At 58.0% G+C, this 20373-nt stretch carries 17 protein-coding genes, 1 tRNA gene and 1 pseudogene; 15 read left to right on the forward strand and 4 right to left on the reverse strand.

The annotated features are described in order from the left end of the window. From Q7T36_RS06745 to Q7T36_RS06815, 15 genes and pseudogenes are all read left to right on the forward strand, one after another. A complete protein-coding gene (locus Q7T36_RS06745) occupies positions 1 to 696 on the forward strand; it encodes an ABC transporter ATP-binding protein (protein WP_370690083.1) in 696 nt (231 codons plus the stop codon). A gap of 212 nt (positions 697 to 908) precedes the next feature. Then, the gene (locus Q7T36_RS06750) at positions 909 to 1328 is read left to right on the forward strand and encodes an NADH-quinone oxidoreductase subunit A (protein WP_304845547.1); all 420 of its coding nucleotides are present in this window, start codon (positions 909 to 911) and stop codon (positions 1326 to 1328) included. Positions 1329 to 1339: 11 nt separating this feature from the next. Then, positions 1340 to 2014: an NADH-quinone oxidoreductase subunit B family protein gene (locus tag Q7T36_RS06755; protein ID WP_304845551.1), complete on the forward strand. Its 675-nt coding sequence runs from the start codon at positions 1340 to 1342 to the stop codon at positions 2012 to 2014. Positions 2015 to 2046: 32 nt separating this feature from the next. Continuing rightward, positions 2047 to 3834 carry an NADH-quinone oxidoreductase subunit C/D gene (nuoC, locus tag Q7T36_RS06760; protein WP_370690066.1) on the forward strand — a complete coding sequence of 596 codons (1788 nt, stop codon included), beginning with the start codon at positions 2047 to 2049 and terminating at the stop codon, positions 3832 to 3834. A 14-nt stretch (positions 3835 to 3848) separates the two neighbouring features. Then, positions 3849 to 4355: an NADH-quinone oxidoreductase subunit NuoE gene (nuoE, locus tag Q7T36_RS06765; RefSeq protein ID WP_304845558.1), complete on the forward strand. Its 507-nt coding sequence runs from the start codon at positions 3849 to 3851 to the stop codon at positions 4353 to 4355. Beyond that, positions 4352 to 5638 carry an NADH-quinone oxidoreductase subunit NuoF gene (nuoF, locus tag Q7T36_RS06770; protein ID WP_304845561.1) on the forward strand — a complete coding sequence of 429 codons (1287 nt, stop codon included), beginning with the start codon at positions 4352 to 4354 and terminating at the stop codon, positions 5636 to 5638. Before nuoE ends, nuoF begins: the two co-directional genes overlap by 4 nt. A gap of 18 nt (positions 5639 to 5656) precedes the next feature. After that, positions 5657 to 8380, forward strand: a complete 2724-nt coding sequence (gene nuoG, locus Q7T36_RS06775; RefSeq protein ID WP_304845564.1) for an NADH-quinone oxidoreductase subunit NuoG — start codon at positions 5657 to 5659, stop codon at positions 8378 to 8380. Between the two features lie 35 nt (positions 8381 to 8415). After that, on the forward strand, positions 8416 to 9408 hold the full coding sequence (gene nuoH, locus Q7T36_RS06780; protein ID WP_304846571.1) for an NADH-quinone oxidoreductase subunit NuoH: 993 nt from the start codon (positions 8416 to 8418) through the stop codon (positions 9406 to 9408). 16 nt (positions 9409 to 9424) lie between these two features. Next, positions 9425 to 9961, forward strand: a complete 537-nt coding sequence (gene nuoI, locus Q7T36_RS06785) for an NADH-quinone oxidoreductase subunit NuoI (RefSeq protein WP_130411765.1) — start codon at positions 9425 to 9427, stop codon at positions 9959 to 9961. A 10-nt stretch (positions 9962 to 9971) separates the two neighbouring features. Beyond that, positions 9972 to 10466, forward strand: a pseudogene (gene nuoJ, locus Q7T36_RS06790) (NADH-quinone oxidoreductase subunit J); the annotation flags it as partial. A gap of 80 nt (positions 10467 to 10546) precedes the next feature. Beyond that, positions 10547 to 10855, forward strand: coding sequence for an NADH-quinone oxidoreductase subunit NuoK (gene nuoK, locus Q7T36_RS06795; protein WP_304845575.1), 309 nt, complete (start codon positions 10547 to 10549; stop codon positions 10853 to 10855). After that, on the forward strand, positions 10852 to 12714 hold the full coding sequence (gene nuoL / locus Q7T36_RS06800; protein WP_304845578.1) for an NADH-quinone oxidoreductase subunit L: 1863 nt from the start codon (positions 10852 to 10854) through the stop codon (positions 12712 to 12714). Before nuoK ends, nuoL begins: the two co-directional genes overlap by 4 nt. A 5-nt stretch (positions 12715 to 12719) precedes the next feature. Beyond that, a complete protein-coding gene (gene nuoM, locus Q7T36_RS06805) occupies positions 12720 to 14279 on the forward strand; it encodes an NADH-quinone oxidoreductase subunit M (protein ID WP_370690067.1) in 1560 nt (519 codons plus the stop codon). Between the two features lie 7 nt (positions 14280 to 14286). Further along, entirely contained in the window at positions 14287 to 15756 is a 1470-nt protein-coding gene (nuoN, locus tag Q7T36_RS06810) for an NADH-quinone oxidoreductase subunit NuoN (RefSeq protein WP_304845581.1), read from the forward strand. Between the two features lie 85 nt (positions 15757 to 15841). Beyond that, entirely contained in the window at positions 15842 to 16237 is a 396-nt protein-coding gene (locus Q7T36_RS06815) for a DUF2721 domain-containing protein (RefSeq protein WP_304845583.1), read from the forward strand. 10 nt (positions 16238 to 16247) lie between these two features. On the opposite strand, the gene ygiD is transcribed toward Q7T36_RS06815, so the two are convergent. From ygiD to Q7T36_RS06835, 4 genes are all read right to left on the reverse strand, one after another. Further along, complete coding sequence (gene ygiD, locus Q7T36_RS06820) at positions 16248 to 17021, reverse strand: 4,5-DOPA dioxygenase extradiol (protein WP_304845587.1); 774 nt, start codon at positions 17019 to 17021, stop codon at positions 16248 to 16250. A gap of 214 nt (positions 17022 to 17235) precedes the next feature. After that, positions 17236 to 17311, reverse strand: a tRNA-Lys gene (locus Q7T36_RS06825). A gap of 154 nt (positions 17312 to 17465) precedes the next feature. Then, positions 17466 to 19292, reverse strand: a complete 1827-nt coding sequence (locus Q7T36_RS06830; RefSeq protein ID WP_304845590.1) for a long-chain-acyl-CoA synthetase — start codon at positions 19290 to 19292, stop codon at positions 17466 to 17468. Positions 19293 to 19462: 170 nt separating this feature from the next. Further along, entirely contained in the window at positions 19463 to 20281 is an 819-nt protein-coding gene (locus tag Q7T36_RS06835; RefSeq protein ID WP_304845593.1) for an NAD(P)-dependent oxidoreductase, read from the reverse strand. Positions 20282 to 20373: the final 92 nt, after the last annotated feature.

Consider the following 20373-nt stretch of genomic DNA (forward strand, 5'->3'; position numbering starts at 1 on the left):
CTGTTGAAGATTTCCGGCCTGCAGGTGGCCTATGGCGGCATTCAGGCCGTCAAGGGTATTGATCTTGAGGTTCGCGCCGGGGAACTGGTCTGCCTGATCGGGGCGAATGGCGCAGGGAAAACCACGACGCTGAATTGTCTGGGCGGGCTGCTCAAGCCGTCTGGCGGCAGCATCCGTTATCAGGACAAGGATTTGCTGTCAGTGCCCGCACACGACCGGGTTCGTCTCGGCTTGTCGCTGGTGCCGGAAGGGCGGGGCGTGTTCTCTCGGTTGACCGTGACTGAAAACCTGAAGATGGGTGCATACGCCCGCAAGCTGCTGCCTGGAGAGCTGGAAAAAGCCTTCGAGCGTTTCCCTCGGCTGCATGAGCGCCGCGAACAGTTGGCGGGTACGTTGTCCGGCGGCGAACAGCAAATGCTGGCGATTGTCAGGGCCTTGCTCAGCAAGCCCAAGCTGTTGTTGCTGGATGAACCGTCGATGGGCCTGGCGCCGCTGATGGTGGAAAAGATTTTTTCGACCATTGCCGAAGTCACGGCCGACGGCGTTGCCGTGCTGCTGGTGGAGCAGAATGCCCGCGCCGCACTGAAGCTGGCGCAGCGCGCTTATGTCATGGAAAGCGGCCGCATTACACTGGAAGGACCCGCCGCCGAACTGGCGGCCGATGAGCGGGTGCGCGCCGCCTATCTGGGCGAATAGGCGAAAGAGGGTCCGGACCTGTGCTTCAGGAGAGGGCAGGCTGCCCAAATGGCGTGCAGGAACAAATTCAAGGGGTGTGCTCACTGGTGTCCGGAGTGGCGGCTGATATATAATTCCCTGTAACTTTATGTAAGTCTTCCCCGGTATCGGGGGCTCCGGCGCCGCCCCGTGTCACGCCTTCCCTGAAATGATTTGTCTGGAGAGTCTTCGGCATGTCTCCCGCTGATGTCGCGCACAACTGGTCCTTCGGGATATTCGTTTTCGGTGTTGTTTTTATCTGCGCCTTCATGCTCTTTATCCCCCGTCTATTGGGCGGGCGTGACTGGGGCCGGGCCAAGAACGAGACCTTCGAGTCCGGCGTCGTGTCCTCCGGCTCCGCCCGCATGCGTTTCTCGGCCAAGTTCTACCTCGTGGCCATGTTCTTCGTGATTTTCGACGTTGAAGCCCTGTTTCTCTATGCCTGGGCGGTTTCGGTCCGCGAAACCGGCTGGGCGGGCTTCATCGAAGTGGTGATTTTCATTTCCGTTCTTTTGGCCGGACTGGTCTATGTCTGGAAAATAGGCGCCCTTGACTGGTCGCCGGCGCAACGCCGCAAGCGTGCGCTCCAGAATCCCGCCAAATCCGAAACCTGAGGTTTATTACGATGGACTACACCCTGACCCGAGTCGACCCGGACAGCCCCGGCGGCCGCTACCCGATGCAAACGCGTGAAATCGTGCGCGATCCGATGGAGGAGCAGGTTCACAAGAATGTCTACCTCGGAAAGCTGGAAGAGATGGTGCATGGCGCTGTCAACTGGGGGCGCAAGAATTCGCTGTGGCCGTACAACTTCGGCCTGTCCTGCTGCTATGTCGAGATGGCGACTGCGTTTACCTCGCCGCACGATCTGGCGCGTTTTGGGGCGGAAGTGATCCGGGCTTCACCGCGTCAGGCCGACCTGATGGTCGTGGCCGGCACCTGTTTCGTGAAGATGGCTCCCGTAGTGCAGCGCCTGTACGAACAGTTACTGGAGCCGAAGTGGGTGATTTCCATGGGCTCCTGCGCCAACTCCGGCGGCATGTACGATATTTATTCCGTGGTGCAGGGGGTGGACAAGTTCATTCCGGTGGACGTCTATATTCCCGGCTGCCCGCCGCGCCCCGAGGCTTTCCTGCAGGCGCTGATGCTGCTGCAGGAACAGATCGGCAAGGAGCGCCGGCCGTTGTCGTGGGTGGTGGGCGATCAGGGCGTGTACAAGCCCATTCTGCCTGCCCAGCGCGACGTGCGCCAAGCCGAGCGGATCGCGGTCACCAATTTGCGTAGCCCTGACGAAGTCTGACGCGGCTGACACCCCTATTCATTAATTTTGTGATGACGAATCAGATGGCTGACGATGTTCCGGTAACTTCGGCGCCCGGCGCTAAGTACGACGTGGTGCGCGAGCTGTATGAGCGATTCGGCCAGGACACCTTCGTGTTCCAGTCCACGCTGGACGATGTGCCGACGCTGTGGGTTCCGCGCAGTAAACTGGTGGAAATCCTGGCCTTCCTGCGCCAGGTTCCGCGCCCCTATGTGATGCTGCTCGACCTGAGCGCCGTTGACGAGCGACTGCGTGTCAACCGCCAGGGCCTGCCGCCTTCCGATTTCACGGTGTTCTACCATCTGCTGTCCATCGATCGCAACAGTGATGTCCGCATCAAGGTGGCGCTGTCGGCGGACGATCTGCATGTTCCGACGGTGATCAACATCTGGCCGAACGCCAACTGGTATGAGCGTGAAGTCTGGGATTTGTTCGGCATCACCATCGACGGCCATCCGCATCCTTACCGCATCCTGTTGCCGCGTAATTGGGTCGGTCACCCGCTGCGCAAGGACTATCCGGCGCGAGCCACCGAATTCGACCCCTTCATGCTCGATGCCGCCAAGCAGGATGCGGAGCAGGAAGCCCTGCGTTTCCGTCCGGAAGAATGGGGCATGAAAAAGGGCACCGCCGACGAGGACTTCATGTTCCTCAACCTCGGTCCCAACCACCCGTCCGCTCATGGTGCGTTCCGCATCGTGCTGCAACTCGACGGTGAAGAAATCGTCGATTGCGTACCGGATATCGGCTACCACCATCGCGGCGCCGAGAAGATGGGCGAGCGCCAGACCTGGCACAGCTACATTCCCTACACCGACCGGATTGACTATCTGGGCGGCGTCATGAACAACCTGCCGTATGTGCTGGCGGTTGAGAAGCTGGCCGGGATCACCGTGCCGGCGCGGGTGCAGACCATTCGCGTGATGATGGCGGAATTCTTCCGCATCACCAGCCATCTGCTGTTCCTCGGCACCTACATCCAGGACGTGGGCGGCATGACCCCCATTTTCTTCATGTTCACCGACCGCCAGAAGGCCTACGACGTCATCGAAGCCATCACCGGTTTCCGCATGCATCCGGCCTGGTTCCGCATCGGTGGTGTGGCGCATGACCTGCCCAAGGGCTGGGATCGTCTGGTGCGCAACTTTGTCGAGTGGCTGCCGAAGCGTCTGGATGAATACGTCAAGGCGGCCGTCTCCAACGGCATCGTCAAGGCGCGGACGATTGATGTCGCCCAATACAATTCGAAGCAGGCGCTGGAGTGGGGGGTTACCGGTCCCGGCCTGCGCGCCACCGGCGTTGATTTCGACCTGCGCAAGAAGCGCCCTTACTCCGGCTACGAGAACTTCGACTTTGAAGTGCCGCTGGCGCACAACGGTGATGCCTACGACCGCTGCCTGGTCCGCATTGAAGAAATGCGCCAGAGCGTCCGCATCATCAAGCAGTGTCTGGAAAACATGCCCGCCGGCGACTACAAGGCGGATCACCCGTTGACCTGCCCGCCGCCCAAGGAACGCACGCTGCAGCACATTGAAACCCTGATTACGCACTTCCTGAGCGTATCGTGGGGGCCGATCATGCCTGCCGGTGAGTCCTGCCAGTTGATTGAAGCCACCAAGGGCATCAACAGCTACTACCTGACCAGCGACAAGAGCACCATGAGCTACCGTACGCGTATCCGTACCCCCAGCTTCGCGCACTTGCAGCAAATCCCGTCGGTGGTGAACGGCAGCATGATTCCCGACCTGATTGCGCACTTGGCCAGTATTGACTTTGTGATGGCGGACGTAGACCGCTGATTGAGGCTGAATCGATGATTATTTGTACGGACAAACGGCCAAAGATTGAGCCTTATGAATTGACGGTGGAAGAGCGGACGGAAATCGAGCACCACATGGCGCACTACGAAGATCCGCGCGCCGCGACCATTGACGCCCTGAAGCTGATCCAGAAGCATCACGGCTGGGTTTCTGACAGCGCCATTGTCGTCATTGGCCAGGTGCTGGGCATCCCCGCCTCTGATGTTGACGGTGTCGCCACCTTCTACAACAAGATCTTCCGCAAGCCGGTGGGTCGCAACGTCATCTTCGTTTGCGACAGCATCGGCTGCTTCCTGACCGGCTACGAAGACCTGATCAATGCTATCAAGAAACACCTGAACATTGAGTACGGCCAGACCACAGCCGACAACCGCTACACGTTGTTGCCGATCTGCTGTCTGGGTAACTGCGACAAGGGTCCGACGTTGATGATCAACGAAGATACGCACGGCCCGGTCAGCATTGAACAGATTCCTTCCTTACTGGAGCAGTATCCATGACCGTGGTATCTGCAGACACCCGGCCGCTGACCTGGCGGCTGCAACATGGCGACGCCAATCTTGACCTGAAGGGTTATGAAGCCCTTGAGGGTTATGCCGCTGTGCGCAAGGCGCTCAAGGAGATGAGTCCGCAGGATGTGCAGTTGCTCGTCAAGGACGCCAACCTGCGCGGTCGCGGCGGTGCGGGTTTCCCCGCCGGTGTGAAGTGGAGCCTGATCCCGATGGGGCCGGATGCCGGTCCCAAGTATCTGGTCTGCAACGCCGACGAAATGGAGCCGGGCACTTTCAAGGACCGGCTGTTGATGGAAAAACTGCCGCATCAGTTGGTGGAAGCCATGATCGTGGCCGGTTACGCCATTCAGGCCACCCGTGCTTACATCTTCCTCCGCGGTGAATACATCCTCGCCGCTGATCGCCTGAACGATGCAATCAAGCAAGCCAAGGCCGCCGGCTATCTGGGTGAAAACATCCTTGGTTCGGGCTGGAGCATGGATCTGTATGTCCATACCGGCGCCGGTCGCTATATCTGTGGTGAGGAAACCGCGCTGATCAACTCGCTGGAAGGCCGTCGCGCCAACCCGCGCGCCAAGCCGCCGTTCCCGCAGATTGCCGGGGCCTGGGGTAAGCCGACCATCGTCAACAACGTCGAAACCCTGTGCAATGTGCCTGCCATCGTCATGCGCGGCGCCAACTGGTTCAAGGGTTTGTCGGAGGGTAAGAGCCCGGATGCCGGCACCAAGCTTTATGGTGTCTCCGGTCGCGCCAAGCGCACCGGTGTCTGGGAGTTGCCCATCGGCACCACCGCCCGTGAGTTGCTGGAAGTCCACGCTGGCGGCATGCAGGACGGCCTTGATCTGAAATGCTGGCTGCCTGGCGGGGCATCCACGGATTTCCTGATGCCCGAGCACCTGGACCTGGCGATGGACTACGACACCATTTCCAAGGCCGGCAGCCGGATGGGAACCGGGTTGATCATGGTGGTCGATCACAAACAGAACATGATTTCGGTGGTGCGCAACCTGGAAGAGTTCTTCGCCCGCGAATCCTGCGGCTGGTGTACGCCCTGCCGTGACGGTCTGCCTTGGGGCGTCAAGATCCTGCGCGCGCTGGAACGCGGTGAAGGCACCGCCGACGATATCGAGCAGCTGAGCAAGCTGACACGCGATCTCTGGATCGGCAAGACCTTCTGCGCCCATGCGCCCGGCGCCATGGAGCCGTTGATGAGCGCGCTCAAATATTTCCGTTCCGAGTTTGAACAAGGCATCGCGAAAGCGACCGCCTAAATACAGGTATCCAGACGAATGGCCACCATATATGTAGATGGCAAGCCCCATGAGGTCAACGGCGCAGACAACCTGTTGCAGGCCTGCCTGTCTCTCGGGCTCGACATTCCTTATTTCTGCTGGCACCCCGCGCTTGGCAGCGTCGGCGCCTGCCGCCAGTGCGCGGTCAAGCAGTACGCCAATCCCGAGGACAAGCGCGGACGTATCGTCATGTCCTGCATGTCGCCGTCCACCGACAATACCTACATCTCGATTGATGACGAGGAGGCCAAGGCTTTCCGCGCCACCATCGTCGAGTTGCTGATGACCAACCATCCGCACGACTGCCCGGTCTGCGAAGAGGGCGGCCACTGTCATCTGCAGGACATGACGGTAATGACCGGGCATGACCGCCGCAGCTACCGCTTCACCAAGCGCACCCACCAGAACCAGGATCTCGGTCCGTTCATCAGCCATGAAATGAACCGCTGCATCGCCTGTTACCGTTGCGTCCGTTATTACAAGGACTATGCCGGAGGTGAGGATCTGGGCGTCTATGGCGCGCATGACAACGTCTATTTCGGTCGTCCCACCGACGGTACGCTGGAAAGCGAGTTTTCCGGCAACCTGACCGAAGTTTGTCCGACCGGCGTTTTCACCGACAAGACGCACTCGGCGCGTTACAACCGCAAATGGGACATGCAGTTTGCCCCCAGTATCTGCCAGCAATGCTCGGTCGGCTGTAACACCAGCCCCGGCGAGCGTTATGGTGAGTTGCGCCGTATCGAGAACCGTTTCAACGGCTCGGTCAACCATTACTTCCTCTGTGACCGCGGCCGTTTTGGCTACGGCTACGTCAACAACAGTGACCGTCCGCGCCAGCCGATGATGCGCGAAGGCGTTGATCTGGTCGTTGTTTCCGTCGATGAAGCACTGGATTCCGCCATTGCCGCACTGCGCGGCAAGAAGGTGATCGGCATCGGCTCACCGCGCGCCAGCCTGGAAACCAACTTTGCCTTGCGTTCGCTGGTGGGAGAGGCCAACTTCTCAACCGGTATTGCGACTGTCGAGTTGGGCTGCATCAACCTGGCGCAGCAAGTATTGCTGACCGAAGGCATTGAAGTCCCCTCGCTGCGTGACATTGAAGGCAAGGATGGCGTGCTGGTGTTGGGTGAGGACGTGACGCAAACAGCGCCGCGTATTGCCCTGGCCTTGCGCCAGTCGGTCAAGAACAAGGCGGTGAAGATGGCCGCTGACCGCAAGACAGCCGTCTGGCAGGATCTGGCGGTGAAGAACATCGCCCAGCACGAGTTGTCGCCGCTGTTCATCACCAGTTTCAGCGGCACCCGGCTTGATGACGTCGCCACCGGGGTCTGCATGGCGGCCGTGGATGATCAGGCGCGGCTCGGTTTCGCCGTGGCCCACTGCATTGACAATAATGCCCCGGCGGTCGAAGGTCTTGATGCCGAGGCGCAAGCCTTTGCCCGTCAGGTTGCCGCTGCATTGCTGGCCGCCGACAAGCCCTTGGTGGTAGCAGGTACAGCGGCCGGCTCCGAGGCGTTGATCCAGGCCGCTGCGAATATCGTGCAGGCGCTGCTGGTCAAGGGCAAGAAAGCCGCCATTACGCTGGCGCTGCCGGAAGTGAACAGCCTGGGCGTCAGCCTGATGGGCGGCAGCAGTCTGGAGTCGGCGCTGGAAGCTTTGCGGTCCGGACAAGCCGAGATCGTGGTCATTGCGGAAAACGACCTCTATCGCCGTGCCCCGGCTGCTCTGGTCGATGCCGCGCTGGCCAAGGCCGCCAAGGTCATTGTGCTGGATCACCAGCAAACTGCGACCACGGCCAAAGCCCATATCCTGATGTCCGCCGCCAGTTTTGCCGAAGGTGACGGCACTGCTGTCAATAACGAAGGCCGGGCGCAGCGCTACTTCCAGGTCTATGACTCCAGCTACTACAAGCCGGAACACCAGATCAAGGAGGGCTGGCGCTGGCTGCATGCCATTCATTCCGGCCTGGACTATCGTGATATTGACTGGACGCACCTGGATGACGTGGTGTCCTCGTGCGCCGAGGCCATTCCTGTCCTCGCCGGGATGGTTCAGGCGGCACCGAATGCCGCCTTCCGCATCAGCGGTGTGCGTCCGGCCCGTGAGCCTCGCCGTTACAGCGGTCGCACCGCCATGCGCGCCAAGCTGAGTGTGCATGAACCGCGTCAGCCGCAAGATGGCGACAGCGCCTTGTCCTTCTCCATGGAAGGTTATGTCGGTCCAAAGAACGATACGGCCCTGACTTCCTTTGCCTGGGCTCCGGGCTGGAATTCGCCGCAAGCCTGGAACAAATTCCAGGCGGAAGTCGGCGGGCACCTCAGCGGCGGTGATCCGGGTGTACGTCTGCTGGACAGCGCGCCGCATCATGCCGGCGGATACTTCAAGAACATTCCGTCCGCATTCACCCCGCGCGCCGAAGCCCTGAAAGTGCATTTGCTTCATCACATCTTCGGCAGTGACGAACTGGCCGCACGTGCAGCCGTCATGTCCAGCCGCATTCCGGATGCCTGCATTACCCTTGCGGCAGAAGACGCTGCCAGCTTGCGTCTGGCTGATGGCCAGACGGCGGTTGTCAGTATCGGCATGAAGCTGGTGAAGATTCCGGCCCGTATCGATCCGGACCAGCCGTCTGGCACCGTCGGCGTCATCGCCGGAATTCCCGGCCTGCCTGCGCTGAACGGCGATGAGTGGCTGCAAGTCAGCGGGGAGGGGGCCTGATCATGGAACAACTCAACAGCTTCATACTGCAATACATGAGTCAGGATACGCTGGACATCATCGTGTCGGTGATCAAGTCGGTGATTATCCTGCTGGCTACGGTGATCACCGCAGCGCTGCTCAGCTTCATCGAGCGCCGCTTGCTGGCCTGGTGGCAGGATCGCTACGGTCCGAACCGTGTCGGACCCAACGGCATGTTCCAGATTGCTGCCGACATGCTGAAGATGTTCTTCAAGGAAGACTGGACGCCGGCTTTTGCCGACAAGATGATTTTCTTCCTGGCCCCGGCCATTGCCATGGCGGGCATGCTGCTGAGCATGGTAATTGTGCCCATTACCCCGACCTGGGGGGTGGCAGACCTTAACATCGGCATTCTGTTCTTCATGGCCATGGCCGGGCTGTCAGTGTATGCCGTGATGTTTGCCGCCTGGTCATCGAACAACAAATACTCGCTGCTGGGCGGCGTGCGAGCCACGGCCCAGACCATCAGTTATGAAGTATTCATGGGGTTGGCGCTGATGGGCGTAGTGGTCCAGACCGGTTCCTTCAACATGCGTGACATTGTTGAGGCCCAAAAGGATTGCTGGTTCGTGATTCCCCAGTTCCTTGGCTTCATCATCTTCATGATTGCCGGTATTGCCGTGACCCACCGTCATCCGTTTGACCAGCCGGAAGCGGAACAGGAACTGGCTGACGGTTATCACATTGAATACTCCGGCATGAAGTGGGGCATGTTCTTCGTCGGTGAATACGTGGCCGTTGTCGTTATCTCCGCCCTGATCGTAACCCTGTATTTTGGCGGCTGGCAGCCGCTGCCGTACCTGGATTTCATTCCGGCATTCTTCTGGTTTGCCGGCAAGACCGCTTTCTTCATCATGATGTTCGTGCTGGTGCGCGGCTCGTTGATGCGTCCGCGTTATGACCAGGTGATGACGGCCGGATGGTTGGTTGCACTGCCGTTGACGCTGCTCAACCTGCTCGTCACCGGCGCCATGGTTTTGCTGTTCAGCCCCGTCAAGCCCGGTTAACGGAGAGATTTTGAAGATGAAAAACGTGATTGACGGAATCTGGAGCCAGGTGCGCAGCATGGTCATGGTGTTCAGCCATGGCTTCCGCAAGCGCGACACCCTGCAATACCCTGAAGAACCGGTTTACCTGCCGCCGCGTTACCGGGGCCGTATTGTGCTGACGCGTGACCCGGACGGTCAGGAGCGCTGTGTGGCCTGCAACCTGTGTGCGGTTGCCTGCCCGGTGGGCTGTATTTCCTTGCAGAAAGCGGAAACCGAAGACGGCCGCTGGTATCCGGAGTTCTTCCGGATCAACTTCTCCCGCTGCATCTTCTGTGGCATGTGTGAAGAAGCGTGTCCGACCACGGCGATCCAGCTGACGCCGGATTTTGAAATGGCCGAGTACAACCGCCAGAATCTGGTGTACGAGAAAGAACACCTGCTGATTTCCGGCCCCGGCAAGTACCCGGATTACAACTTCTACCGTGTCTCCGGCATGGCGATTGCGGGCAAGCCCAAAGGCGCAGCCCAGAACGAATCGCAACCGGTCGACATCAAGTCACTGCTACCCTGAGGCCGCACTAATGGAAATTGCATTCTACATAGCGGCGGCGGTTGCCATTCTGGCGACCCTCCGGGTGATTACTAACGCCAATCCGGTGCATGCACTGCTGAACCTGATCATCTCGCTGCTGGCCGTGGCGGTGATCTTCTTTACCCTGGGCGCGCCGTTTGCCGGTGCGCTGGAAGTGATTGTCTATGCCGGCGCCATCATGGTGCTGTTCGTCTTTGTGGTGATGATGCTGAACCTGGGCACTCAGGTGGATGCACAGGAGCACAAATGGCTGGCGTTGCGGGTCTGGGTGGGTCCATCCATCTTTGCGACGGCGTTGCTGGCGGAAATGGCCTGGATTTTTTCACAGCCGTCCGGGGCCATGCTCGGACATACCTTGGTAGATGGCAAACAGGTTGGTATTGCACTGTACGGACCTTATCTGCTGACCGTGGAGTTGGCCTCGATGTTGCTGCTGGCGGCGCTGGTTGCAGCCTGGCACTTGGGCAAGCACGATGCGCGTGAAGACCGCCAGGCCGTGCGGGTGGCGGAACGGCTGAGTGCTGAAAACACGGTCAAACTCGACAAGGCGGAGGGCGGACTGAAATGAACGGAATTCCTCTGGAACACGGACTTGGCGTTGCTGCCATCCTATTTGTACTCGGGCTGGTGGGTGTCATGGTCCGCCGCAACATCCTGTTCATGTTGCTGAGCCTGGAAGTAATGATGAATGCCGCTGCGCTGGCGTTTGTGGTGGCCGGCAGCCGTTGGGGCCAACCGGACGGCCAGATCATGTTTATCCTGATCCTGAGCCTGGCGGCCGCTGAAGCCAGTATCGGCCTGGCAATCCTGTTGCAATTTTACCGTCGCCATCATTCCCTAGATATTGATGCGGCAAGCGAGATGCGCGGATGAACCTCCTCTATTTGACTTTCGTCTTCCCCTTGGTGGGATTCCTGCTGCTGTCGACGGTACGCAATCGGCTGTCTGAAAACCTGGCCGCCCTGATCGGGGTCGGCTCCATGGGTTTGTCTGCGCTGACAGCCTTGTATGTCGGCATTGAGTTTATGGGTATTGAAGGGCAGGGCGCTTATCGCCAGGTGCTCTGGACCTGGATGCAAGTGGGAGATTTCGCCCCGGCTTTCGGCCTGCATCTGGACGGCCTGTCGCTGACCATGCTGGGTGTGGTGACCGGTGTCGGTTTCCTGATTCATGTCTTTGCCTCCTGGTACATGCGCGGTGAAGCGGGATATGAACGCTTTTTCTCCTACATGAACCTCTTTGTGGTAAGCATGCTGCTGCTGGTGCTGGGTGACAACCTGCTGCTGCTGTACCTTGGCTGGGAAGGGGTTGGTCTCTGCAGTTACCTGCTGATCGGCTTCTACTACCAGAACAGCGCCAATGGCGCGGCGGCGATCAAGGCCTTTACCGTAACCCGTGTAGGGGATGTACTGATGGCCATCGGCCTCTTTATCATCTACCACGAACTGGGAACGATGGATATTCAGGAAGTTCTGGTCAGGGCTCCCGAGGTCTGGCGCACCGGAGATTTGTCGGTGACACTGGCGGCGTTGATGTTGCTAGGCGGTGCCGTTGGCAAGTCCGCACAGTTGCCACTGCAAACCTGGCTGGCGGACGCCATGGCGGGCCCAACGCCGGTTTCGGCGCTGATTCACGCTGCAACCATGGTGACCGCCGGTGTCTACCTGATTGCCCGCACCCATGTGTTGTTCATGATGGCGCCGGAAGTACTGGAGCTGGTGGGTGTCATTGGCGCTGTAACGCTGGTGCTGGCTGGCTTTTCCGCCATGGTGCAGACCGACATCAAGCGCATTCTGGCCTATTCCACCATGAGCCAGATCGGCTACATGTTCCTGGCGCTGGGCGCCGGGGCATGGAGCGCGGCCGTGTTCCACCTGATGACTCATGCCTTTTTCAAGGCCTTGCTGTTCCTTTCCTCCGGGGCGGTGATCATTGCCTGCCATCATGAGCAGAACATTTTCAAGATGGGCGGGCTGTGGAAGAAGATTCCTTTTGTCTATGCCTGCTTTCTGGTGGGCGGTGGTGCTCTGGCGGCCTTGCCCTTCGTGACAGTGGGTTTTTACAGTAAGGATGCAATCCTGTGGGATGAGTTCGCGACCCAGCACTTTGAACTGTTCTGGGCCGGTCTGGTCGGAGCCTTCTTTACCTCGATTTACACTTTCCGTCTGATTTTCATTGTCTTTCATGGTCAGGAAAAAACCCATGCCCATGCATTGAAGGGAGTCACCTATTGGCTGCCGCTGGGCATCCTTCTGGTGCTGTCAACCGGGGTTGGCGCCCTGATCCATCCTCCGCTGGAAGGTGTGCTGCCCGCCCTGAATATTTCCGCCAATGAAGAAGCCCGGCATTCGGTTGAGCTGCTGTCCGGTGCGGTGGCAATGATCGGCATCGGCATTGCCGCTTTCCTGTTCCTGGGGGAACGAAAGCTGGCTACAGCCATGGCGCAATCCTCCGTAGGGCAACTGCTTTCACGCCTTTGGCTGAACGGGTGGGGTTTCGACTGGGTGTACGACAAGCTGTTTGTGAGGCCATACCTGTTTGTGGTGAACCTCCTTCGCCATGACATTATCGACTTGGGCATCGGCTTGATTCCCGGCGTCGCCCGTCGGGCGCATGATGCTGTCAGTGTTACCGAGAACGGTCGTCTACGCTGGTACGCCGCAAGCATGGTGTTCGGTGCGGTCGTGATTCTGGCAGCACTGATTGTTCTGAGCAGTAATTTTAAAGGATAAGCCTGATGATGACCGATCTGATTCTTCCCGCTCTTATCCTGATTCCGTTTATCGGCGGCCTGCTGTGCTGGGTGGGCGAACGCTTTGGCCTGGGACTGCCGCGCTGGGTGGCCTTGCTCAGCATGCTGCTGGTGTTCCTGCTGACCCTGCAAATCTGGGCAGAAGGCAGTTACACCATGCCCGCAATCGGTGCGCAAACTACGCAATGGCAACTGGAATACCAGGCTCCGTGGATTCCCGCACTGGGCATCAGCATTCACTTGGCGCTTGACGGCCTGTCACTGTTGATGATCATGCTGACCGGCCTGTTGGGTTTTATGGCCGTCGCCTGTTCCTGGAGTGAAATCCAGCGGCATGTGGGTTTTTTCCACCTGAACCTGCTGTGGAGCCTGGGTGGTGTCATCGGCGTTTTCCTGGCCATCGACATGTTCCTGTTCTTCTTTTTCTGGGAAATGATGCTGGTGCCGGTGTACTTCCTGATTGCCTTGTGGGGGCATTCGGGTTCGGATGGCAAGAGCCGGATTTATGCGGCTACCAAGTTCTTCATTTTCACCCAGGCAGCTGGCTTGATCATGCTGGTCGGTATTCTGGCGCTGGTCTTCATCAATTTCTCGCAAACTCAAGTGCTGAGTTTTGATTACCACCATCTGCTGGGAACGAAGATGGATCCGGGTATGGAAATGGCCTTGATGCTGTGCTTCTTCGTGGCGTTTGCCGTGAAATTGCCGGTAGTGCCGTTTCATTCCTGGTTGCCGGATGCCCACGCCCAGGCACCTACCGCCGGCAGTGTCGACTTGGCGGGTATCCTGCTCAAAACCGCCGCCTACGGCATGCTGCGGTTTGCGCTGCCGTTCTTTCCCAATGCCTCGCTGGAGTTTGCCCCGGTGGCCATGTGGCTGGGTATCTTCGGGGTGTTTTATGGCGCGTTCCTGGCTTTCGGGCAGAATGATGTCAAACGTCTGATTGCCTATACCAGTGTGTCGCACATGGGATTTGTGCTGATCGGTATTTATTCCGGCAACATGCTGACCATGCAAGGCTTGGTGATGCAGATGCTGGCGCACGGTTTCTCGGCGGCCGGCCTGTTCATCCTCTGCGGTGAGTTGTACGAACGGGTGCATACCCGCGACCTGCGTCAAATGGGCGGTCTGTGGGGCAAGTTCCGCTATCTACCCGCCATCATGATGTTTTTTTGTGCGGCTTTGCTGGGCATGCCGGGTACAGGCAACTTTGTCGGGGAATTCCTGATTCTGCTGGGCGCATGGAAGGTGTCGCCGCTGATTACGATCCTGGCAACCTCCAGCCTGGTGCTGGCAGGCCTTTACTCGCTGATCATCATCCATCGCGCCCTGTTCGGGGAGTCAAAACATGAAGGCGACTTGCCGGATCTCAGCCCGCGTGAAATTGCCATCATGGTCAGCCTGATGGGCATCCTGTTGTTCTTGGGCTTGTATCCGCAACCGGTCCTGAATACGTCCTGGTCGGCCATGGCCGGCATTGAGCAACTTTACCAGTCGGCTTCCGCCGCTCCCGTGCCGTCCGTCATGACGCCAGAATTGCGCTGAGGTCACCATGAACCTGACTCTGGAAAACCTGTTACCCCTGCTACCCGTCATTCTGACCAGTCTGACGGCGATTGTCGTGATGCTGGCGATCGCCTTTGGCCGTAACCATTGGTGGAATGCGACGCTGGCGGTCGTGGGGCTGAATATTTCCCTGGCAGCCACTATTTGGCTGGCCCTGAACCAGCCGTTGGCTCCGCAACTGGTGACGCCGTTACTCGTCGTGGATCCCTTTGCCTACTTTTATATGGTGCTGATCCTCGCCTCGACGCTGGCATGCGCCACCCTGACACACGCCTATATGGATGGGTATGGCAGCAACAAGGAAGAGATCTATTTGCTGCTGACCATTGCCGCCGTTGGCGCCATGGTGATGGTGTGCAGCCGTCATATGGCTTCCTTTTTCATCGGGCTGGAACTGATGTCAGTGCCGGTTTACGGTATGGTGGCCTATACCTATCAGCGCAAGCGTTCACTGGAAGCGGGCGTCAAGTACATGGTGCTGTCAGCAACCGCCTCAGCATTCATGCTGTTTGGCATGGCGCTGTTGTACGCGCTGACCGGCACTCTGGAATTTCAGGGTCTGGCGCAGGCAACCACACTGGAAGTCGTCAATAGCCCCCTGTCGATTATGGGGGTGGGCATGATCCTGATCGGCTTGGCGTTCAAGCTGTCAGTGGCGCCTTTCCATCTTTGGACCCCGGATGTGTATGAAGGCGCCCCGGCTCCGGTAGGCGCATTCCTGGCATCCGTAGGCAAGATTTCCGTCTTTGCCGTATTGCTGCGCTGGCTGATTGAAACTCCATCGGCTTATTCGATGGCGTTACGGGATGTCATGGCCGTGCTGGCGGTGGTGTCGATCATTGCAGGCAATGTGCTGGCGCTGAATCAGAACAACCTCAAGCGTATTCTGGCTTACTCCTCCATTGCACATATGGGATATCTGCTGGCCGCCGTGGTTTCAGGCGGAGTCTTGGCTATCCAGACGGTACAAATCTACCTGCTGACCTATGTGCTGACTACGCTGGGTGCTTTCGGTGTCATTACCCTGATGTCCAGCCCGCTTCGCCATGACGATGCTGACGGGCTGTTCAATTATCGCGGATTGTTCTGGCGCAGGCCGGTGTTGACGGCCGTGATGACGGTGATGATGCTGTCATTGGCCGGTATCCCGCTGACGGCCGGATTCATTGGCAAGTTCTTCGTGATCCTGACCGGTGTAAAGGCTGAAATGTGGTGGTTGATGGCTGCCGTGATTCTGGGCAGCGCCATTGGTTTGTACTATTACCTGCGGGTCATGGTGACACTGTACATGGCGACTCCCGGCCTGCGGAAGCATGATGCGCCGCTGAACTGGGGGCAGCAGGCAGGTGGCGTGGTGGTGATGCTGATTGCCGGACTGGTGCTGCTGTTGGGTGTTTATCCTCAGCCGATGCTGGTATTGGTGAACGTGGTGTCACGGACTTTGCTGGGCGGTTGATTCAGCAGCCCAGCATTGCAAACAGCCTCCTTCACGGAGGCTGTTTTGTTTGAGGTGTGGAAAACCAGCATGCTATAGTTCGAGGATGGAAATCACCCTTACGACCCCAGCCATTCTTTTCCCGGCCATTTCGCTGTTGATGCTGGCATATACCAACCGTTTCCTGGCGCTGGCAAATCTGATACGCAGCCTGCATTCCAACCATGCAGTCCGTAAACATGATCTGCGCTACCGCGCCCAATTGGCCAATCTCCGCAAGCGTACACGGCTGATTCGTCGCATGCAGACCTGGGGTGGACTGAGCTTCTTCATGTGTGTTGTGGCAATGCTGTGTTTGTTTTTCAGCAATGAACTGGCCGGGCGCTGGGTCTTCGGAGCCAGCCTGATGTGCTTGATGGTATCGCTGGCGACATCGGTGGTGGAAATCCGCATCTCGCTGGATGCGCTGGAAATTGAATTATCCGACCTGGATATTGATTGAGATTGCGGCCTCAATGCAGCATAAAACTGCGTAAGGAAATACCGCCATACTCGTAACCCTCGTATACCCATTCCAGCTGGTCCGTCGGCATACGGGTGCCCGCCACGTACAGCAGCGGCCAGTAGTGGTCCTCTGTCGGAACTGACAAGCGGCTGTCCTGGTTTTGTTCGGCACGTGGTTGCAGCAGAAGGGTATTGTCCTTGCTTTCCAACGCCTGCTTGATCACCAGATCGTAGCGTTTCGCCCAGTCCTGGCCGCCGGATGGTTGGCTCCAGTCCAATTCCCTCAGGTTATGTACAATGTTACCACTGGCAATGATCATATAGCCCTCTGCCCGCAGCGCCTGCAAGCGTGCTCCCAGCGCCAGATGACCCAGCCGATCCCGGGTGATATCAAGGCTAAGTTGCACCAAGGGGACGTCAGCGTCGGGCCACAGATGTTTAAGGACGGTCCACACACCATGATCAAAGCCCTGCGCAGGATCAGCCAAGGCAGGCAGATTCATTTGCTGAAGCCTTTGGATCAGGGCTGGAGAGGTGTAGGGGCGGTAGTGAACTTGATGCAAGGCCTGCGGAAACCCAGAGAAATCGAAGACCTGTTCCGGGTGCGGAGAAGCGGTAAAGGTGATCCCCCGGGTCAACCAGTGTGCCGATATGACCAATGCCGCTTTGGGTCGGGTAATGCGCTTGCCAAGGGCTTGCAGGCTTTGAGTGAACGGATTATCCCGAATGGCGTTTTCAGGAGAGCCGTGACCAATGAAGAGGGCAGGTGTGGGGGCGGACATTGTGTTCTGCCAATGAGGGAGTGATGGCGTTAGCCTATGCCTTAATTACCGGTATCACTAGACCTTGTATCTGAGGCAGTATGTATCCTGAAAGAGAACACGGATAGCTATAATGAACGTGGGCGTTTGTGAAGAGAGGGGCTACGGGCTGCTTACACGAAGTTGGAAGACATTAATTATGCGGAGGGCGACTTTAGTAAGTCATTGATTCAAGTGGTGGGTCGGCCGGGATTCGAACCCGGGACCAACGGATTAAAAGTCCGCTGCTCTACCGACTGAGCTACCGACCCAATCTTGAACATCAGCAGGCTGTGCCGCTGAGGTGGCATATTCTACGGATTTTCAATGGATGTGCAAGGTTTTTGTAACAGGCAATGCGGTTCATGGTGAAAATTCAGGCATAAAAAGGGCTGAAGCAAGTCAGCCCTTTTTATGCCGAATAGCTTAGAAACGATAAGCGCTGTTGCTGATGTTTTCCCAGATTTCCGGGGTCAGCAACTGATAGCTGTCAGTACCCGGCAGCCACACATATAGCGGTTCCTTGTGCGACTGATGCGGATCAAAACCTTCTTTCTTCAGATTGTTCTTCTGATACTTGAAGGTACCGGTGGTTTCCATCTTCTGTTGCTGACGCAAGAAGACGGGAACGGCGTAGGGCGGCATCTCTCTCCGCAAGTGCTCCAGCAAGTGGGCATAATCAATGTCGATGCCTTCGTGAGGAGTAATCGCCGCCATGCCGGCGCGACCGTTGGTGTTCGGGATTTCCACCCCGTAAACCACCGCTTCGGCAATGGACGGATAAGAGCAGACCAGGTTTTCCACTTCGGTCGTGGAAACGTTTTCACCCTTCCAGCGGAAGGTGTCACCCAAGCGGTCCACGAATTGCGCATGGCGGAAACCGATATTGCGCACCAGATCACCGGTATTAAAGTAACGGTCACCTTTTTCGAACACATCGTGCAAGATGCAGGCTTCGTTCTTGGCAGCATCGGTATAGCCGTCGAACGGGGTACGTTCAGTAATTTTGCCGACCAGCAGACCAGGCTCGCCAATAGCGGCTTTGATCATGTAGCCGTCAGCGTCACGCACCGGCTTCTCGTTTTCCTTGTCGTACTTGACGATGGCGTAGGGCAGGGGGGAGAAGCCGACAGTGTTGTCGAAGTTGAAAATATTGTTGAAGCCGATATTGCCTTCGGAAGAGGCGTACAGCTCATAAACTTCGTCGACACCGAAGCGCTGCTTGAACGGGCCCCAGATATTGGGACGCATGCCGTTGCCGACCATCTTCGTGACGCGGTGGGCGCGGTCTTCAGCCTTGACGGGAACTTCCATCAGATAGCGGCACAATTCACCGACATAACCAATGGCGGACGCGTTGAATTTCCGCACATCTTCCCAGAACTCGCGAGCGGAGAACTTGCGGCGGATAGCAAAACCACTGGCGCCGTAGATGGCCGCGCCCCAGCAAACCACCATGCCAGTGGCGTGATAGAGGGGGAGGGTGCAATACATGATGTCGTTTTTCTTCAAATCCATGACGGAGCCGAAGACGCCGTAAGCCTTCATCCAGCGGCCGTGGCTGAAAATGGCGGCCTTGGGCATACCGGTGGTGCCGGAGGTATAAATGTAGTAGAGACCGTCACTGTAATAAACGTTGTTCGTGGTCGGCGGGTTATAGCTGGGAGCGCTCTGCAATTCAATGGCCAGGTTGCGGAAGCTGTCCGGAGCTTCGCCGACATCCTTCAGGGTGTCCTGATCGGCCAACCAGTACACCCGGTCAGTCGGGATGTTGAGGTCAGCGCGAACTTCGGAAAAAGACTCCACTAGTTCGGAGCCGATGATGGCCATTTTCGGCTTCACCAGGTTAATGCTGTGCGTCAGCACCTTGCCGGTCTGGGAGGTGTTGACCATGGCGGATATCACGCCGATCTTGGCCAAACCAGTGGTTACGGCCAGTAATTCGGGGCGGTTTTCGATAAACACGGCGACCACATCGCCTTTTTTAAGGCCTTGGGCCAGAAAGTAGTGCGCGACACGATTGGCCCATTGGTTGAACTGCAGGTAGTTCAGGTTGGTGTCCTTGTAGAGGACAGCAGAACCATAGGGATTCGCCTTGGTGGCCTTTTCGATGGCCCAGCCAAGGCCGCCGGCTTTGGTGGGGTTGGTGCTGGAGCCCAGCGCCAGACCATACGCCATCTTGGGCAGTTTCCGGACAACTTCGGGGAGTTTTCGGGCGATGTCTTTGATGGTAATGAGGTCTTGCTTGCTCATGTGGGTGGCATCCTCTGACGCAAAAGCAGGGTTTGCGATGGAAACGGAAGTGATGAACAGTCCGTGGGAATTGTCTGTCCTGTAAGTTGCGCCCTACCTTACCCGCTGAAGCCAGTCTTCGCAAGACTTGGGGGTAGGGCGTGTCCGGAAATCCCAGTAAAATGGGGCGGTCAGTCCAGGAAGAAATCCTTTTGCAGGCGATCCATGGTGGCCGGATTGCAGGCATAAGGGGTGAAATCGGTCACGCCGGCAGCGCGCAGAACGGCCTCGTCAATTTCATTCTGTCCGGTGCGACGGCTGGTGAGGATGGTCCAGGCGGCGTCAGCCATGATCTCTGGCTTGCGGCAGACATCCACGGCTTCATCGTTGGCGATGTTGTTGGTAACAGCAGCAGTGGCGATATAGGTTTCCGGCCACAGCGTGTTGACGGCGATGTTGTAGCTGCGGAATTCTTCCGCCATGCCAATCGACAACAGGGTCATGCCGTATTTCGAGAGGGTGTAGGGGGCAAATACCGTCAGCCATTTCGGATTGAGGTTGATGGGGGGCGACAGGCTGAGGATGTGGCCGTTCGACGATTTCTTCAGGTAAGGCAATGCGGCTTGGCTGCACATGAAAACGGCACGGGAGTTGATCGACTGGATCAGGTCGTACTTTTTCAAAGGTGTGTTTTCGACATTGGACAACGACAGCGCCCCGGCATTGTTGATCAGGATGTCGATACCGCCAAAGTGTTCGGCGGCTTTGGCCAGCGCATCACGAACCGAGGCTTCGTCGCGCACATCGAGGGCAATGGCCAAGGCCTTGCCACCGGCGGTTTCCACTTCGGCGGCGACCGTGTGGATGCTGCCGCCCAGCTTGGGATGCGGCTCTTCTGACTTGGCAGCAATAACGACATTGGCGCCGTCACGGGCGCAGCGCAGGGCGATGGCGCGACCGATGCCGCGGCTGGCGCCGGTGATGAAGACGGTCTGGTTCTTCAGGGACATGGTGAATCTCCTTCAGGGGTATGTAGGTCGGGCTTCAGCCCGACACGATGCCGTTAAATAAGGGGGTTGTCGGGCTGAAGCCCGACCTACAT

The sequence above is a fragment of the Fluviicoccus sp. genome (genome assembly GCF_030646115.1).
In the GTDB taxonomy this organism is placed as follows: domain Bacteria; phylum Pseudomonadota; class Gammaproteobacteria; order Pseudomonadales; family Moraxellaceae; genus Fluviicoccus.

What these genes read in the sequence shown, in the direction of transcription:
- Q7T36_RS06750 (WP_304845547.1), top strand. Translation starts at nt 909, where the DNA reads ATGTCTCCCGCTGATGTCGCGCACAACTGGTCCTTCGGGATATTCGTT.
- Q7T36_RS06755 (WP_304845551.1), top strand. Translation starts at nt 1,340, where the DNA reads ATGGACTACACCCTGACCCGAGTCGACCCGGACAGCCCCGGCGGCCGC.
- nuoC (WP_370690066.1), top strand. Translation starts at nt 2,047, where the DNA reads ATGACGAATCAGATGGCTGACGATGTTCCGGTAACTTCGGCGCCCGGC.
- nuoE (WP_304845558.1), top strand. Translation starts at nt 3,849, where the DNA reads ATGATTATTTGTACGGACAAACGGCCAAAGATTGAGCCTTATGAATTG.
- nuoF (WP_304845561.1), top strand. Translation starts at nt 4,352, where the DNA reads ATGACCGTGGTATCTGCAGACACCCGGCCGCTGACCTGGCGGCTGCAA.
- nuoG (WP_304845564.1), top strand. Translation starts at nt 5,657, where the DNA reads ATGGCCACCATATATGTAGATGGCAAGCCCCATGAGGTCAACGGCGCA.
- nuoH (WP_304846571.1), top strand. Translation starts at nt 8,416, where the DNA reads ATGAGTCAGGATACGCTGGACATCATCGTGTCGGTGATCAAGTCGGTG.
- nuoI (WP_130411765.1), top strand. Translation starts at nt 9,425, where the DNA reads ATGAAAAACGTGATTGACGGAATCTGGAGCCAGGTGCGCAGCATGGTC.
- nuoK (WP_304845575.1), top strand. Translation starts at nt 10,547, where the DNA reads ATGAACGGAATTCCTCTGGAACACGGACTTGGCGTTGCTGCCATCCTA.
- nuoL (WP_304845578.1), top strand. Translation starts at nt 10,852, where the DNA reads ATGAACCTCCTCTATTTGACTTTCGTCTTCCCCTTGGTGGGATTCCTG.
- nuoM (WP_370690067.1), top strand. Translation starts at nt 12,720, where the DNA reads ATGATGACCGATCTGATTCTTCCCGCTCTTATCCTGATTCCGTTTATC.
- nuoN (WP_304845581.1), top strand. Translation starts at nt 14,287, where the DNA reads ATGAACCTGACTCTGGAAAACCTGTTACCCCTGCTACCCGTCATTCTG.
- Q7T36_RS06815 (WP_304845583.1), top strand. Translation starts at nt 15,842, where the DNA reads ATGGAAATCACCCTTACGACCCCAGCCATTCTTTTCCCGGCCATTTCG.
- ygiD (WP_304845587.1), bottom strand. Translation starts at nt 17,021, where the DNA reads ATGTCCGCCCCCACACCTGCCCTCTTCATTGGTCACGGCTCTCCTGAA.
- Q7T36_RS06830 (WP_304845590.1), bottom strand. Translation starts at nt 19,292, where the DNA reads ATGAGCAAGCAAGACCTCATTACCATCAAAGACATCGCCCGAAAACTC.
- Q7T36_RS06835 (WP_304845593.1), bottom strand. Translation starts at nt 20,281, where the DNA reads ATGTCCCTGAAGAACCAGACCGTCTTCATCACCGGCGCCAGCCGCGGC.